16 protein-coding genes are annotated in these 16,461 nt (G+C 65.2%); 7 read left to right on the forward strand and 9 right to left on the reverse strand.

Annotated elements, in window-relative coordinates:
• Positions 1 to 315: 315 nt before the first annotated feature.
• Together BST44_RS22660 and BST44_RS22665 are read left to right on the forward strand one after the other, a co-directional pair.
• Positions 316 to 708, forward strand: a complete 393-nt coding sequence (locus tag BST44_RS22660) for a heme-binding protein (protein ID WP_083179325.1) — start codon at positions 316 to 318, stop codon at positions 706 to 708.
• Positions 709 to 756: 48 nt separating this feature from the next.
• Entirely contained in the window at positions 757 to 1,053 is a 297-nt protein-coding gene (locus BST44_RS22665) for a hypothetical protein (RefSeq protein WP_083179368.1), read from the forward strand.
• A gap of 33 nt (positions 1,054 to 1,086) precedes the next feature.
• Here the strand turns inward: BST44_RS22665 and BST44_RS22670 are convergent, their stop codons facing one another.
• The 8 genes from BST44_RS22670 to BST44_RS22705 all read right to left on the reverse strand — a co-directional run bounded on the left by BST44_RS22670 (position 1,087) and on the right by BST44_RS22705 (position 9,685).
• The gene (locus BST44_RS22670; RefSeq protein WP_083179326.1) at positions 1,087 to 1,986 is read right to left on the reverse strand and encodes a TPM domain-containing protein; all 900 of its coding nucleotides are present in this window, start codon (positions 1,984 to 1,986) and stop codon (positions 1,087 to 1,089) included.
• Positions 1,987 to 2,066: 80 nt separating this feature from the next.
• Positions 2,067 to 2,453 carry a YchJ family protein gene (locus BST44_RS22675; RefSeq protein ID WP_083179327.1) on the reverse strand — a complete coding sequence of 129 codons (387 nt, stop codon included), beginning with the start codon at positions 2,451 to 2,453 and terminating at the stop codon, positions 2,067 to 2,069.
• 2 nt (positions 2,454 to 2,455) lie between these two features.
• A complete protein-coding gene (locus BST44_RS22680) occupies positions 2,456 to 3,583 on the reverse strand; it encodes a cytochrome P450 family protein (RefSeq protein ID WP_083179328.1) in 1,128 nt (375 codons plus the stop codon).
• A 133-nt stretch (positions 3,584 to 3,716) separates the two neighbouring features.
• Positions 3,717 to 4,256 (reverse strand): DUF4352 domain-containing protein, encoded by a 540-nt coding sequence (locus BST44_RS22685; RefSeq protein ID WP_439330749.1) that lies wholly within the window; start codon positions 4,254 to 4,256, stop codon positions 3,717 to 3,719.
• Between the two features lie 133 nt (positions 4,257 to 4,389).
• Entirely contained in the window at positions 4,390 to 5,562 is a 1,173-nt protein-coding gene (locus BST44_RS22690; protein WP_083179329.1) for a CaiB/BaiF CoA transferase family protein, read from the reverse strand.
• A gap of 70 nt (positions 5,563 to 5,632) precedes the next feature.
• Positions 5,633 to 7,156: an aldehyde dehydrogenase family protein gene (locus BST44_RS22695; RefSeq protein WP_083179330.1), complete on the reverse strand. Its 1,524-nt coding sequence runs from the start codon at positions 7,154 to 7,156 to the stop codon at positions 5,633 to 5,635.
• A 31-nt stretch (positions 7,157 to 7,187) separates the two neighbouring features.
• Entirely contained in the window at positions 7,188 to 8,393 is a 1,206-nt protein-coding gene (locus tag BST44_RS22700) for an amidohydrolase family protein (RefSeq protein ID WP_083179331.1), read from the reverse strand.
• 65 nt (positions 8,394 to 8,458) lie between these two features.
• Positions 8,459 to 9,685 carry a cytochrome P450 gene (locus tag BST44_RS22705; protein ID WP_208619871.1) on the reverse strand — a complete coding sequence of 409 codons (1,227 nt, stop codon included), beginning with the start codon at positions 9,683 to 9,685 and terminating at the stop codon, positions 8,459 to 8,461.
• Between the two features lie 367 nt (positions 9,686 to 10,052).
• Between BST44_RS22705 and BST44_RS22710 the strand changes: the two genes are divergently transcribed.
• From BST44_RS22710 to BST44_RS22730, 5 genes are all read left to right on the forward strand, one after another.
• Entirely contained in the window at positions 10,053 to 10,742 is a 690-nt protein-coding gene (locus BST44_RS22710; protein WP_083179332.1) for a TetR/AcrR family transcriptional regulator, read from the forward strand.
• Positions 10,743 to 10,958: 216 nt separating this feature from the next.
• On the forward strand, positions 10,959 to 13,307 hold the full coding sequence (locus BST44_RS22715) for a CaiB/BaiF CoA transferase family protein (RefSeq protein WP_083179333.1): 2,349 nt from the start codon (positions 10,959 to 10,961) through the stop codon (positions 13,305 to 13,307).
• 3 nt (positions 13,308 to 13,310) lie between these two features.
• A complete protein-coding gene (locus BST44_RS22720) occupies positions 13,311 to 13,511 on the forward strand; it encodes a ferredoxin (protein ID WP_083179334.1) in 201 nt (66 codons plus the stop codon).
• Positions 13,508 to 14,623: an NDMA-dependent alcohol dehydrogenase gene (locus BST44_RS22725; protein WP_083179335.1), complete on the forward strand. Its 1,116-nt coding sequence runs from the start codon at positions 13,508 to 13,510 to the stop codon at positions 14,621 to 14,623. Before BST44_RS22720 ends, BST44_RS22725 begins: the two co-directional genes overlap by 4 nt.
• Positions 14,624 to 14,648: 25 nt before the next feature.
• Positions 14,649 to 15,062, forward strand: coding sequence for a limonene-1,2-epoxide hydrolase family protein (locus tag BST44_RS22730; RefSeq protein WP_083179336.1), 414 nt, complete (start codon positions 14,649 to 14,651; stop codon positions 15,060 to 15,062).
• Positions 15,063 to 15,173: 111 nt separating this feature from the next.
• On the opposite strand, the gene BST44_RS22735 is transcribed toward BST44_RS22730, so the two are convergent.
• Complete coding sequence (locus BST44_RS22735) at positions 15,174 to 16,271, reverse strand: cytochrome P450 (RefSeq protein ID WP_083179337.1); 1,098 nt, start codon at positions 16,269 to 16,271, stop codon at positions 15,174 to 15,176.
• Positions 16,272 to 16,461 lie beyond the last annotated feature (190 nt).

A 16,461-nucleotide genomic window follows, 5' to 3' on the forward strand; every position in this document is an offset into this window, starting at 1 on the left:
CCGCCGGACCGCCGGCCGTCCCCATCCCGCACATCCCCCTGCCCGGCATCCCCCATCTGTAGCGGGTAGTGGCACCGAGGCGTTATTCTCGTTTTTCGCAACGCATTTCGTCATCTATGGGACTCCGCAACCAGGCGAGGCGGCCGTGCCGCCGAGCCACGCTGCGCGGCCGCACCCCAGGGCAACATCAGTGACGCTTGGCCGTTGGGGTAGTGACTTTCGGCCCGAGCAAAGGACCTCGCTCAGTGCCCAGAGTTAACCCATGCCAACTGCTGCTCAACTCGGTTTGAACCGTGCCGGACTAAGGGGGCCGTCGTGTTCCGCGCAGATCTGATCCGCCGACCGTTGGTCGGGGCAATCGGTGCGGGCGCCGTGGCCGGCACCCTCGTGTGCGCCACCGCGGGGACCGCCGCGGCCGACCCCCCGCCCCGGCCGCCCAACTGCACGGCCGCCGACGTCGCCGGTGTCGCGGCCGGTGTGGCCGCGGCGCTGTCGACCTACCTCTACACCCACCCGGACTTGAACGGCTTCTACACCGGCCTTCAGGACCAGCCCAAAGACCAGATCCGTGAGGATGTGCAGCAGTACTTCAACGCCAACCCGCAGGAGCAAGCCGACCTCGAGAACATCCGTCAGCCGCTGGCGGACATCAGGCAACGTTGCCAGTGGACACCGCTTGTCGGGCAGCCCGGTGCCACCCCAGACTGATGGGGAACGCCCGTGTGCCAACGCACGGCCTGGGTTAAGGAGATCCCGATGAAGGCGTGGGCACGGTCCCGGACCGCAGGAGGAATAGCCATACTGGCCCTCGTCGCGATTCCGGAGACGTATGCCGTCGTGCAGCCCTCCGGGGCGGCCAACGCGGACGTCTGCGCCAGCGTCGGCAGGCGTGTTTCGGTGAGCGGGTGCACCAACGTCGCCGATACGATCAACGCCAACGTCGCACCGCCGGACGCGTATGCGCCGCTGCCGCAGGACTTTCCGCCCCCACCGCCACCGGTCAACGTGTGCGTGGGAGGCGGGCGGCGAGTCCATGTCAGTGGGTGCTTCTGAACTGGCGTTCCGAGCCGGCGGTGGTATCGCCGGTCATCGGCTAGCAGTGCTCCCGCCTCGTCGCGGCCGGTGCGCCTTGAGCACGTCGGCGTTCGCCAGCGTTTGCGCCTGAGCGGCCAGTGTCGATGCCCTGTTGGCATAGGCCATTGCTTCGGCCTCGTTCGTCGGTTGCCTGCCGTGCGCCGCAGCCAGATACCGCTTGGCCTCTTCGGCGCGGGCCGCGGCCTCGGCGCCGATGCTCTGGCGATGCCGGGCGACATAGTCCGAGACCTGGCGCGTCCGCGCGTCCGCGGTCGCCAACGCCTGCGCCGGCGACTGCCACTCGATGTTGGCCTGCCCGCCGCGGGTGTCGATCCGCCGCCGGCGCGCGCGATAGAGCAGGAGAAACACCAGGACCACGACGACGACCACGATGACCACGACGAGGCCGCCCACGATCGGCAACCAGATCGGCTTCGACGAGCTCACCGACACGTCCAACCCGTCGGCCGCGGCGACCGCGGCGCCGCTCCAGTCCTTGGCATCCACCGCAGGTTCAATTCGCTTGCTCCGCAGAGTGTCCAGCTCGGCCAGGGTCAGGCCGGGCACCTGCGGCGGCACCGCGAACGCGTACGTCTTCGTGTTCGTGGCCACGGCCAGCAGCACGTCGCGGCCGCCCAATCCGCTGGCGTTACGCGTCCGGTCGGCCCAGTTCTCCGGTTTGAACCTGGAGAAGTTGTCGACGTAGACCACCCATAACTGGATGTGCCGATCGCGGTAGAGCCGGTCGATTGCCGAGCTGACCGCCGCCCGACCGGGGTCCGTCAACACGCCGCCGCTGTCGGTGATGTGATCCGTGAGCTTCAACGGTTGCTGCGCCCCAGCGGGCGCCGCCAGCAGTAAGGCCGCTGTGAGGATCGTCAGGACCGCACCGAACAGGCGACTACCGCGCATACGGGTAATTTAGCCGTCGGCTCACGATGTGGCGGACACTGCCGCCCGCGGAAACGCGCGGGCCGGGGCGCCACCCGCGGCTACGCCTGTTCCGCCACGCCGTCGAGATAGAACCACCGGCCGGCGCGGCGCTCGAAGCGGCTTCGCTCGTGCAGGCTGCCGGCGCGGCCCACGGACTCGAACCGGGCAATGAATTCCACCTCCCCGCCGTCGTCTTCCGGACCACCCGCGACGGTGTCAAGCACGCTCAGACCGGTCCAGGTGATGTGCGGATCGACCGTCACGTCGGACGGCCGCGTGCGCGGGTGCCAGGTGCGGAACAGGTAGTCAGCGTCACCCTGGGCGAACGCCGAGTACCTCGATCGCATCAATTCCTCGGCCGTGCCGGCCTGCACCTCGCCCTCGTGAAGCGGCCGGCAGCAGGCGCGATAGTCATCGTCACCGCCGCAGGGACACGGTTCCTTCATGCTCAGAGCCTGACAGACCGTTGCGGCGGCGCGGCGCTCGCGGCGTACCGCCACCGGAGTGGCACGTGAACCGGGAACCAACCGTCGAAAATGTCGCTCGGCGACGGGCCATAGGGCTTGGGATACCACGCTTTGGGGACCTCACCGCTGTTCCAGTCGAACCAGAAGAACGGGATCTTGGCGAGCCACACTTCGAAGAACACGCCCAGCAGGTCGCGGGCCAAGTGCGACGCCGGACACCGGTGCGGCCCTCCCCCGAAGCTCCAATTCCGCTGTGGTCCATCAAGTTTGATGTCATGACCGGACATATCGTCAGCCTCGTCGCGGTGAACGAATCCGACGCACAACTCGACAGGCGCCCCGGCCGGGACCGTCGTTTCGCCGATCGTCACGCTGCGGCTCGTGATTCGGGACACGGTCTTCGCCCCGCCATCCAGCCGCAGCAGCTCTTCGATGAACCTGCGTTGCCGGTCAGGGTTTTCACGTAACTCGCGCTGCAGCACCGGCTTTCGCGCCAGTACTGCCAACCCGGCCTTGATAGCGAACGACGCGAAGATGAAGCCGCGACCCACCGAGGCCATCAGTCCCAGCACCTCTTCGTCGGTCAGGGGTTCGTCGGCGAGGAGGCTGATCACATCGGGACCGCCCTGCGGGGCCCGGCGGATGGCCGCCACCAGGTCGGTGTTGACCGCGTCGGGAGCGACGTCCGTCGGCAGCCCGCAAACCGTGACGAAGGCTGCGCGCCAAACGACCTCGGCGACCCCCGCACCGTCGCAGCCGTCCAGTTGCGTCGCTACGGCGTCGACGCATGTTTCGACGATCGCGCGCACGGGCTGCAGCATGTCCCGCGAATTGCCGGGAGTGAACAACTGCTCGACCATGATTTTCCGGTACGGACCGAATGGCGGATTGCCCGGCATCAGCTCGCCTTGGCGGCTGGCGAAGAGCTCGCCATCGCGGATGGCAGCGAGGACGTCGTCGCGCCGCCACAACACGTACGTGCCGTCGGGCTGCCGCAGCACTCTGCGACCGGCCCGTTCCGCGGCGGCCAGCCACTCCCGGAAACCCGTGGCCGCTTCCTCGTCGGAGCGCATGACTTCCAGCGCGGCGTCGCTAACCGGCTCGGTCACCGCGCACCACCGACTTTCACGTTCGGCGGTCGCTGGGAAACTACGTCTTACCGGCGCCGCCTGGGACTTTGACGCCGAAGTCTATCCCCGAGGTCGGCGAGATGTCGCCGCAACGGTCGCCGGTTTGCGGCGGCTAGGTGTGGACCTTCCAGCCCGCCAGGGGGGTGGGCGCCGCCGGAGCGTTGGGGTCGTTGAACTCGATGTACACGTCACCCTGGTTGACACTGCTGTCGTAGGCGATGTATCCGTGGGCGGTTTGGCCGTTGGTGACGCTGCCCGAACGCAGGGGCGGCGTCTTGTTGATCTTCTGGTAGTCAGCGGTGGATGAGCCGCCTTGCACGTCCCGGTAGGGGTCTTGCCTCCACGGGGAGGACGCGGCGGTCAGAGTGGTCGCGCTGTAGCTGAATGGTGCATCCGACTTGCCGACGATGGTGAGCTCGACGACGTTGCATCCCCCGCCGGTCAGGCCGCAGCCCGACGAGACCCAGGTCGCGTTGTTGAGCGTGACGTCGGCGGTCGCGGTGCTGTATTCCGTGACGTGGATGGTGGTGCCGGATTTTCCGGTCGGGAACGGCGACTGTTGGGGTGTCGGGTCCGCGGCGGCGAGCGGCGCCGTCGCACAAGCTGTTATCACAACCAACGTCACGACCGCTGCGCTCACCGGAGTCGATATGGCCACCAGCAGACGATAACGCGGATTGTGCTCGTGGTAACCCGGTATGCGACTGCGGGGATCGGTGGCCCCATCGGTGAAGGGCTGCGGGGGCCGGTCCGCGACCAACTGGTCAACAGTCGTCCGCCGGCGTTCAGATAGCACCGATCGCACGGAGGCGCGCGATTCCGGCCGGTTCGTAGCCGGCCAGGGCGGCGAGTAACTCCTCCGTGTGCTGCCCGACGTGCGGCGCGGCCGGCGGTGCAAAGTCTTCGTCGGGTTTGGTCTTGATGCACGTTCCGATGAATCGCTGCGAGGTTCCCTCCGGCTGAGCCTGTTCGTAGACCAGCCGGCGAGCCTTCATGTGGTCGTCCTCGAACAGGTCTGCTCCCAAAAAAGCCGGCGCCCCTGCGATGTCGGTCGCAATGAAGAAGTCAGTCCATTCCCTGCGGGTGCGGCTTTTGAATATTGTCGTCAACTCCTCGCGCAGCCGGGCCTCTGCCTCGAGATCCTCCCCCGGCTTCCGGCGACCTGGTTCGTAGAGATCCATCCTGTCGAGTGACTCGCAGAATCTGCGCCAGAACTTGTCTTCCAGGGCGTTGAACACCACGTAGTTGCCGTCGCCCGTTTCGTAGTACTGGTAGCGAAGCGAAGCACGAATTCCCTCGCCGTAGCCCGGCTGACCGTTCGCGAGCGCCGTGAGGTGCTGAAAGTTCCAGTTGATCGCCGCATCGACCTGCGCCACTTCGACGTACTGCGGTTTGCCGTCGCGGCGGGCGGCATGAAGCGCGGCGAGTACGCCCATCGCCGCGTACAGCGGTCCCGCCAGAACACCCGTCGTCCCTGTGGACGCCCCCGAAAGGCGTGGTGTTCCATCCGCTTCGATGATCGGCGGACTCAAGCCGGCGAAACAGTCGAAGGACAGCCCGTGCGTGGGCAATCGGGTGTAGGGCCCATAGCTGCCCATGCCATTGAGCGCGCAATAGACAACCGTCGGGTTGACTGCGACGATGTCGTCGTAGCTGAAGCCGAGCCGGTCCGCGGTTCCGTAACGTAAACCGTCGACGACTACCGCCGATTTCGCGGCCAAGCGGCGAAACGCCTCTTGACCATCACCCGTTTTCAGGTTTATCGCCACACTCTTCTTGCCGCGGTTCCAGTGCGAGTCCTGCAGCCCGCCGCCGGAAACCGCCGAACCGCGGAACCCGGCGCCGCCGGGCGGCTCCACTTTGATCACCTCTGCGCCGAGGTCCGCCAGATGCCCGCCCAGCGCATCCGCGGAGAACAGCGACACCTCGAGGACCCGGACGTCCCGGAGAAGTTCCATAATGCCGACCCTTCCAACCGCAAGTCCCCGACGTGGACCCACGCCGCGTCATCCAAGGCGCGGCGCCCCGCTACATCATGGTGATCGACTTCAGCTCGGTGTATTCCTCGAAACCCCAGCGCCCCTGCTCGCGGCCGAGTCCACTCTGTTTGAAGCCGCCGAACGGCCCACCGCCGTTGAACATGCCGCGCGCCGGCAGTGACCAGCCGGGACCCTGCCCGCCACCCGGATTGACCCCTAGATCGACACCGGGCGCGACAGTCTGCACCATGATGGTGCCGGTCCGGACCTGCCGGGCGACGTTGAATCCCCTTGCGGCGTTACGGGTCATCACCAAACCCGCCAGCCCGTAGATGGAGTCGTTCGCGATGCGAATGGCTTCGTCCTCGGAGCGATAGGTCATCACGGCCAGTACGGGGCCAAACACCTCGTCCTGGCACAAGCGCATACCGCTGTGGCAGTCGACGAATGCCGTCGGCTCGTAGTAGAAGCCGCGTTCGAGATGTTCGGGACGTTTGCCGCCGACCACCAGCCGCGCGCCTTGCTCGAGGCCCGACTGAACGAACGACTCGACGCGCTGGCGCTGCTGATCCCTGATCAGCGGACCGACGACGGTGGCGGGATCACGCGGGTCCCCGACCGTGATCGTGGGAGCCATGGCCTTGAGGCCTTCGACATACGCGTCGAGCAGGTGCTCGGGCAGCAGAAGTCGCGACGTGACGGTGCATGCCTGTCCGGCATGCATCAGCACTTGCCCGAAACCGATTCCCGCAACATCACTTTCCGTGACATCGTCAAGGACGATGTGCGCGCTCTTGCCGCCGAGTTCCAGCTGTGCGCGCTTCATCGTTGCCGCCGATACTTCGCGGATGCGCCGACCCGTCGCCGTCGAACCGGTGAACCCGATCATGTCGACGCCCCGGTGCGTACACAGCTCCTCCCCCACGTCGGCACCGCCCACAACGACGTTGAACACGCCGGGCGGCAGGCCCGCCTCCTCACCAACCTTGGCCAGCTCCAAGGCGTTCATCGGGGTCCACGGGTGGGGCTTGAGCACCACGGTGCAGCCGACGGCCAAGGCGGACAGGCACTTCTGAATGTTGATCGAGAACGGAAAGTTGAACGGCGTGATGACGCCGACCACCCCGACCGGTTCGCGGACCACCGTCACGCCGCCCAGGCCGGTCGGCGAAACCGTGGGCCCGCCCGGCGTTTCCACCCACGTCACATCGTGTTCGACGAACTCACCGTAGTAGTGCGCGGCCTCGATGGCGCCGCCAACCTGAATCAGGTCGGTGATGAAGCCGGTCGAACCGATCTCCGCGACGACCAGCTCACGCAGTTCCGCTTTGCGCTCGTCGAGGATCTGAGCGAGCCGCTTGATGATCTTCGCCCGTTCCCGGACGGACATCCACGGCCACGGCCCGTCGTCGAACGCCCGCCGGGCAGCCTCGATCGCCATGGCCGCCTGTTTCGGTCCACCATTGACGACGCGGCCGATCAACTCCTCATTGGACGGATCGATGACATCGATGGTGCCGACGGCGTTGTCGCTCAACCACCGACCGTCGATGAAGCTCTGATACTCCCGCATCAAGCGAATCCGTCAGCCACTGAAGCCATTGCTAGGTCAGCGTCGGGTATGGCGCGGGCTCAAAGTCGAAAACCCGGCGGGCATTACCCTGCAGCACTTTGTACTTGTCGAGGTCGGACCGGCCGTCGAGTGCCTTATGGGCGGCCTGAAGGGAGTTGGGCCATAGGCTGTCGGTGTGCGGGTAATCCGTTTCGATCATCACATTCTCGACGCCGATGAAGTCGAGATTCGCCGCCCCGAAGTCGTCCTCGATGAAGCAGCCGTACATGTGGTCGCGGAACAGCTGGCGCGGAGACTCCGGGAAGATGTCGGGATCGGTGGGCACCGGGGTCAAGCGCATCGTGGCCGGGTCAACCGCCCAGTTGTTGGCGCGCAGGTATTGGTAGTCGGCGGCGACATGTTCAGCGCGCTCGATGAGGTAAGGAATCCAGCCGATGCCGCCCTCGGCAAGCACGATCTTCAGATCGGGGTACTTCTGCAGCTTGCCCGAGAACAGCCAGTCGGTGGTTGAGTTCGCCAGGTTGAGGTTGATGTTGACCGCCTGAACGCCAAACGGTGCGTCAGGTGCTGTGGTGGGGCTAACCGAGGACGATCCGATGTGTGTGCACAGCGGCATTTTCGTCTCGTTCACCACCGCGAAGAAATCGTCCCACTCCCCCGAGTGGATGGACGGAAACCCTAATGGATGCAGGTTCTCCGAGAAGGCGATGGCTTTGGCGCCCTTGCCGGCGCACCGCAGGGTCTCCTCGACGGCCAGTCGGGTATCCCACAGTGGGATGATCACCATCGGGATGTAGCGACCGGGTGCCGCCGCACACCACTCGTCGATGACGAAGTCGTTGTAGGCCCGCACGCACTTCAGACCCAGGTCGCGGTCACCGAGGTGGGCGAACATCTGACCACAGAACCGGGGGAAGAAGGGAAAGTTCAAACCCGCGATCACATGATCCTCGTCCATGTCGGGGATGCGGGCCACCGGATCGAAATAGGCACGCGGCATCTCGTCGTAATTCACTGGCAGCGGGGAATACTCGGCAGGCCGTTGGTGAGCCGCAACCAAGATGCCCAACACCGACGCGCGCGCTTGGTCGTAGACCCATGTATCGACGCCGTCGATGCGCTCGACGTGTGGGACTCGATCGCGATCGGCGGCCGATGCGCGGTCGACCCATAGGTTCGGTGGCTCGATGATGTGGTCATCGACGGAGATCATCCATTGCAGATCTTGCTTGTCCACGGGTTCCTCCCTGATTTCGCTATGACGTTGGCTGCGAGACGTTATCGGCGGTCGTTTGCCGCACCTCACCGGCCGACGCGGGCACCCGGCGCGAAGACGATGGGCAGCGCGCGGTAACCCCGGGTCACCGAGTTCCCGTGAAAATCGACCTTCGCCCCGGGGGGGATGGCGTAGTCGGGTATTCGCTTCAGTGTCTGTTCGACGCCAACCCGAAACTCGAGCCGGGCGAGATTGGAACCCAGACAGCGATGCACGCCGGCGCCAAAGCCGAGGTGACGATTTGTCTGTCGATCGAGAATGCACTTGTCGGGTTCGTCGAACTCGCGCGCATCGCGGTTGGCGGCCGCATAGTTCACGACGACGGTCTCGCCGGGACAGAACTTCTGGCCGCTCAGCTCAACCTCCTCCGCGACCGAGCGATGCAGTCCGTGGACCGAGCCGGCGAACCGGATGAATTCCTCTATCGCCGTGGGCATCAACTCGGCATCGCGCACGAGTAGGTCGCGCTCCGAAGCATGGGTGCCCAGATAGAAGAAGGCGAACGACATTGCACTAGACGTGGTCTCGAGCCCCGCTTGCACCAGCAGCATCACATTCGCGACGACGTCGTCGAAGCTCAACTTCTCACCGTCGATCTCGGCGGCGAGCAGGACATCGATCAGGTCGTCGCGCGGCGGTTCACCACGACGCTTGTCGATCTCCTCACGCACTCGGAGATAGAGATTCGTCATCGAACCGTTTCGGACTTCTTCGCTCTCACCATTGATCGCGAGGTCCGCTGTCTCGATGTAGAGCGGAACGTCCTCAACGGGCATACCGAGTACGTACCGGAAGAACACGATCCCTGGTTGCTGCCATGCAACGTCTGCGAGGTCGCCGCGGCCCAATTCGATGAAGTTGTCGATCAACCCATCGGTGACGGAGCGCACCTGGGGCTCCAGCTCCTTCATCCGGCCCGGAGAAAAATATGGGTTGAGAACCTTGCGGAGCTGTTGCTGCCGTGGGGGATCCAAGGTGATCACGATGTCGCCGAACGACATCGGGTTGCCCTCGAGTCCCATGGGCTTGCTGGAGAAGCTGCGCCAATCCCGCAAGATTTCGTAGCAGTCGTCGTAGCGGGTGGCGATCCATGCACCGCCTGGCGTAGGGCCCAGGAATGGCACGTCCTGGTGACTGAACGGTCCGTTGTCCCGCATCACCGAGTAGACCTCGTAGAGGAACTCCTGGTCGTTGAAATCTTCATGACGCAGATCGAGGTTCCGGGCGTGTTCCTCCGGTGACTTGCTCACCATGGGCAGTCCTTTCCGCCCCCGAACGCGGGCACGCCGACACCGAGACACCGCCAGCGGTCAACCCGGCCGGACAGCCCCCAACGAGGGTCCGCCCACCTTCCGGCTACGCCGCAATCGTGCCACCGTCCATGTGCCATCTGCGCCGGCCCTCGGATTCCTCGCACACACCGAAATTCGCTTTGGCAGCACAGTAAGTCGTCGACCACGCAGAGTCAAGTCGCACTCGATAACTAGCTGAGGGCGCTAGCCGCCAGCGCGCCGCAGGGCGCGCGCACAACAGCGATGAGCCGGCGAAGGCCCGGGTGACATGGGGCGGCACGCATGCGAGCTTCCCCGCAGCCGAGGGGCGCTCGCTACAGTATGGGTGATGACCACAGGCGCGCGACGGCGAGTTCGCGACAAGGACGGCAAACAACGAGCCCTCCTTGAAGCGGCTGCCGAGGTCTTTGCCGAAGCGGGATACGCGGCCGCGGCGACCAAGGAGATCGCCCGTCGCGCCGACTGCTCGGAGGCAATGCTGTTCCACTACTTCGGGGACAAGCGGGGCATCTTCGAGCAAGTCGTTTCCCGGCAGATCGCGGACCTCGTCAGCGAGGCCGAAGAGCAAGTCGTGGCCGCCCTCCCCGCGCGCTTCGAGGACTACATCGAGCAGCTTTTCTTTGCGAGGCTACGGATCGACGACCGCGAGAGCGGCGTTCCCGGCTGGGACATTTCCGGTCGAGCGTTATCCGATCCGGACTTCTCGCTGCGCGTGCTGCAACCCAATCACGCACGCCGTACGGCCGTTATCGCCCAAGGCGTTCGCCACTACCAAGCCGCGAGGCAGATCCGGGCCGACGTCGACGCCGACCTGTTCGCCGAACTTCTCGCCAATTTCATCATTTTCACGACGAGCCTCGGGCCGCGCTGGTTCGGCACGGGCGAGGCAGACATCCGCGCGCAGATCGAACTGGGCTCGCAGATCCTGGCCAAAGGCGTCAGCACGTCAACGACAAAACCGCCCGCCAAACGTGGCGGACGGGTCCAGCGAGCTCCAGAGGCGCGCCCGGCCGACTGAGAGATCCGACGAACTCCACCGCGGCCGCAGTTATCGAGTCACACTTGACACCTGAGCTTTCCCGTCGCTAGCGTCGTTGCCAGCCAGGCCGCAGCCATGCGGATGCAGAGCACCCTGCTCGATCGGCGCGAGCGTGAGGACAGGACGTGGCGTGTGTGCACTCATCGGCCCGAGTAATCCACTGCCGAAGGCAGTGACGCGGAAAGCCGCAAGGCGATGAACGCGCTGGGCGGGGTGCGTGTCATCGAGTGGGCGACGGAAATTTCCGGACCGTACTGCACCAAGTTGTTCGCCGACCTCGGAGCTGAGGTAATCAAGGTCGAAGCACCGGACGGGGATCCGTTCCGCCGCAGAATGTTTGGTGATCGAAGCGACGCCGGCGCGCTGTTCAAATTCTTGAACGCCGGCAAACGTTCGGTCATCGGCGCTTCGCTGGCCGACCTGGAGACTCTGATCGCTTCCGCCGATGTGTTCGTCGATTCACTCGGCCCCGGGGCGCTCGACCGCGAGGCCCTCCTGCGCCGTGCGCCACACCTGGTGATCGTGGCGTTGACTCCGTACGGGTTGACCGGACCGTACCGGGACCGACCCTCGACGGAGTTCACGATCCAGGCCGAGAGCGGCACCCTGGCGTTGCGGGGCCGCCCGGACCAACCGCCCATTCAGGCGGGTGGCCGAGTCTTCGAATGGGTCATGGCCAGCTATGCCGCCGTCGGGGCGCTTGCGGCCCTGCGTCGGGCTCAACTCGGCGGACCAGGCGAGATCATCGACTGCTCGTTGCTGGAGACCTGCCACCTCAGCGCCGGCGGATTCGCTGACCTCTATTGCGAGTTGGCCGGTCGTCCCCCGTTGACCGTGCCGGCCCGACAGGTCGAAATCCCGTCGATCGAACCGACCGCAGACGGATGGGTGGGCTTCAACACCAATACCCGCCAACAATTCGAGTCGTTCCTGGCCATGATCGGCCGACTGGACCTGCTCGACGACGATCCGGCATGGGCACTCGCCACGACGCGCTGGGAACGCCGAGACGAGTGGAATCAGATTGTGCGGGAATGGACGACGAGACGTTCCACGGACGAGATCGTCGCGCTGGCCTCCGACCTGCGGATCCCCGTCTCACCGGTCAACAATGGCCAGACCGTGTTGGACCACCCGCAGTTCGCGGCGCGCGGTGTGTGGGGCACGTATGCCGACGGCAGCTTCATCCACCCGCTGGCGCCCTACCAGATCGATGGCCGACGACCCGCCCCGACCGCCGGCGCTCCACCGCTCGGCGAAATGGCAGAAGTACCCGCCCACAGCAGGATTGCGAGCGCCGCCGACCGTCCACCGGGGCTTCCGCTGGACGGCGTACGGATTCTCGACGCGACAGCCTGGTGGGCGGGCCCCTCCTCCACCCACATTCTCGCCGCACTGGGCGCCGAGGTCATTCACCTGGAATCGACCGCCCACCCCGACGGCGCACGGATGGCCGCCGCCGCGTTCGCCGATCAGCCCCAGTGGTGGGAGCGCTCGGGGATGTATCTGGCGACCAACACCAACAAGCGAGGACTCACCCTCGACCTGTCCCGGCCCGAAGGGCGGGACTTATTGTTCGGACTCGTCAAATGCTCGGACATCCTGGTCGAAAACTTCTCGCCCAGAGTCTTCGACAATTTCGCCATCACGTGGGAGGCCGTCAGGGAGCAGAACCCACGAATAGTGATGGTGCGCATGCCCGCGTTCGGGCTCGACGGACCATGGCGCAACAACGTGGGTTTCGCGCAGACGATGGAACAAATGACCGGAATGGCGTGGGTGACCGGCCACGAATACGACCAGCCGCGAATCCCCCGCGGCCCCTGTGACCCACTGGCGGGAATGCACTCCGCATTCGCCATGCTCGCCGGCCTGAGGCGCCGCGACCAGACCGGCGAAGGATCGTTCATCGAGGTATCGATGGTGGAGTCCGCACTCAACGCAGCCGCCGAGCAGGTGGTCGAATTCACCGCCTACGGGAGCCTGATATCGCGACTGGGAAACCGCAGCCGCGACGCCGCCCCGCAGGGGCTCTACCCATGCGCGGGCACCGAGCGGTGGCTGGCGATTTCGATCGCCACAAACGAGCAGTGGCGCCTCCTGAAGTCGGCTGTCGGAGAGCCGGGTTGGGCGAATGACCCCGCGCTGGACACCCACGAAGGGCGCGTGCGAGCGCACGATGTGATCGACAAGCATCTCGAGCAATGGGCTTGCCACCACGATTCGCGTTCCGCTGCAGAGCTACTCGTTGAACGCGGTGTTCCGGCTGCGGATTTGGCAGACGCCAGGGCGGGTTCGATTCACCCACAACTGGCCGCACGCGGCTTTTTCGAGAGCCTAGACCATCCCATCGTGGGACGGCATCACGTGCCGGCGGTTCCGTTCAAGTACCGCGGCGTCGACAACTGGTATCGGTGCCCGGCGCCCACGTTGGGACAGCACAACGCGGGCATCCTCGGCGACCTGCTCGGCCTCGACGCCGCATCGATTGCTTCGCTGACCGAGCAGGGCGTCATCGGGACCCGACCGAACGGATTGGACTGAACGGTGAAGCTTGGAGTCGACGCGGAGATGTGCCAGGGCCACAGCCGTTGTTACGCAACGTATCCGGAGATGTTCGATATCGACGACGACGGGAACGCCTTCGTCACCGTCACCGATATACCGCCGGCGTGGGAAGACCGCGCGTACAACGCAATCGCGAACTGTCCCGAGCGTGCCATACATATCGTGAAGGAGTCGCCATGAAGACCAACGGAGCAGTTCTGTGGGGGCTGAACGAGAAGTGGTCGGTGGAAGAGATCGAACTCGATCCGCCGCAGGAAGGCGAGCTGCTTGTCGAGTTCGAAGCCACCGGCCTGTGTCATTCCGACCACCACATCCGCACCGGCGACATGTTCGGCGTCAGTTTTCCCTTGATAGGTGGACACGAAGGGGCGGGCGTCGTCCGGGAGGTGGGTCCGGGAGTGCGCGATGTGGCGGTGGGAGACCATGTGGTCACGTCCTTCCTGCCGGCGTGCGGTCGCTGCCGCTGGTGCGCCACCGGCCGTCAAAACCTCTGCGATTACGGGGCGATCATCCTCGCGGGAGTTCAGGCCGACGGAACCTTCCGGCGCCGAGCCAGAGGACGGGGCATCGGGGCCCTCTCTGGCGTCGGCAGTTTCGCGCAATGGGGCGTGTTGTCGGAAGCCTCCGTGGTCAAGATCGACAACGATGTGCCGTTGTCGTGCGCATGCCTTCTCGGCTGCGGCATCACCACCGGTTGGGGTTCGGCCGTCAATACCGCCAACGTCAGTCCCGGCGACGTGGTCGTCGTCGTTGGCTGCGGTGGGATCGGCAGCGGCGCCATTCAGGGCGCGCGCCTGGCAGGGGCGGAGCACATCGTCGTCGTCGATATTGAACCGGGCAAGCGCGACAAGGCGTTTCAGTTCGGGGCCACCCACTTCGCCACCTCGATGGAGGAAGCGACCCAATTAGTCGGTGAGATCACGCGTGGCGTCATGGCCGACTCGGCCATCCTCACCCCAGGCGTGCTGGAAGGCGCGATGATCAACGACGCGCTCAACGCCGTGCGGAAGGGTGGTGCCGTGGTGGCCACCGCACTGGCATCGATGTCCGACGTGACGCCGACGCTGCCGCTGACGTTGTTCACGCTGTTCCAAAAGCGCCTCCTGGGCAGCCTGTACGGCGAAGCCAACCCGCGCGCCGACATCCCTCGACTGATCAGTCTGTATCGAAGCGGCAAGCTGCTGCTCGACGAAGCCGTCACCACCGAGTACAAGCTCGACGACATCAACGAGGCGTACGACGACATGCTCGCCGGCCGCAACATCCGTGGGGTAATCATCCACGAGCATTGAGTCTTTCGGGGAAGGGATCCCACTCATGTCATCGCCAGCCGATATCGTCCGCAACTTCTGCGCCCTGATGGCGCAGCGGGACGCCGAAGCGTTGGGTCCCTTCCTGGCCGAAAGGGCCGTTTATCAGAACGTGGGGATGCCCGCGTTCGTCGGACCAGGCGCCATCATGGAGAACATGGCCGCCCAGTTCGCGATGTTCCCCGATGCCTACGCCTTCGAAATCGTCAACCTCGCGAGCGACGGTTCCGTAGTGCTCACCGAACGCCTGGACTACATCCAGGCTCCGGACGGAAGCAAGCCGGCCATCCCGGTGATGGGGACCTTCGTCGTCGACGACGACGGGAAGATCACTCGCTGGACCGACTATTTCGACCTGAACCTGATAATCAAGCTTCTTCAAGGCGAGGACATCAGCGCACTGGTGCCCGCAACCGCATGAGTTGGGACATCAGCCGCCGATCTGGACGAACGGCGCTTGCTGTCGCGGCGAGGGCAGGACGCAATTCCACCCCGTTGCCGGCGCAACCGGCAACCTCGGCGCCGCCGCGTCTCACGTCGGCCACTGCAGGGGCATGGTGATTGGGCCGAGTCGGGTGCTGTCGTCGCCGACATTCAACTCGATGTGGTCCTGTGCCACCGTGAATTCGGGGATACGACGCAGGAACTCGGCGATAAGGACGCTCAATTGCGCTCGGGCAACGTGCATTCCGAGACATCGGCGCGCTCCGGCTCCGAACGAGTAAAACGGGCGGCCGTGGACTTTGTCGTCGCTGTACGTGATGAGATAACCGCCGTCCAAATTCAACGTGCGCAAGGAGAGTTCCAGTTCGGTTAGCGGCGCCACCCTTACCCCGCCAATGGTGATCTCCTCCAGGGTGACGCGCGGGCAATAGCCGAGCGGAGAGTAAAGGCGCACCACCTCGTTGATAAATGTTTCGATTTGATCGGGGTGCCGGATGAGGAGTGCCCGTAGCTGCGGATCGGTGGCCAGCTCGAACAGGGCAAAACCGATTCCCGCAGTCGTCGTCTCGATTGCCGCACCGAACAGGAGCAAGACGAAGCTCAATATTTCCACTTCCTCGAATTCGTCGCGGAGTGCGGCAATGACCCCCGGCGGCCTGGCTGTGGAAATTGCTTGGTTGACGTATTCGATCAGGTCGGCATGAAAGGGCGCGCTCCTGGGGAATTCCGCTTGCCGTGCCAGTAACCGCAGCAGCGTCTCGAGACTGTCCGCCGGCAATCCGAGCAGCGTCAGCACTGTTTGGGTCGCCAGCCGGCGGGCGATCTCGGCGACGGCCTCGCACTGGCCCTGCGCAGCGACCGCGTCGACGAGCGCCGCGGCATGCTCCTGGACGGATGGCATGAGCCACGCCAGCGCTCGTGGCCTGAACAGCGGGTTGAGAACCCCCCGGTACCTGACGTGTTGGGCGGGTGCCGCGCCGGTGGGTACCCAGGGGTGAGCGTCGTCGTGGCCCCGCATCGGATGGGTGAGTCTGGCCGTGTCGCGCAGAAGCGCCAGGATGTCCTCGGGTCGCGTCGGGCAGATCGCGCCGCGGCGCGAAACGACCAGCGGACCAGTCCGACGCGCCTCGATCTGCTCGACGCGCTCCTGAGCCCGGCTCAACTGCCATATGAGCCGTGTCGTCACGCTGCGTCTCCATTGCGCCGCAACGTCGTTCGCTTGCAGGTTCGCGACGATCGCGTCGCTCGCTGCGCGCCATCAGCCTTCGCGTGCGCCGCAGCGCGGGCCTCGGCAGACGATAAAGATCCTGCGGACATGTCGCCGTCGACCTCTCGGCGGTTGTCGGACCTTCGGGCGAGATCCGGAACTCTCAAGC

The organism is Mycobacterium scrofulaceum (assembly GCF_002086735.1).
GTDB classification, from domain to species: domain Bacteria; phylum Actinomycetota; class Actinomycetes; order Mycobacteriales; family Mycobacteriaceae; genus Mycobacterium; species Mycobacterium scrofulaceum.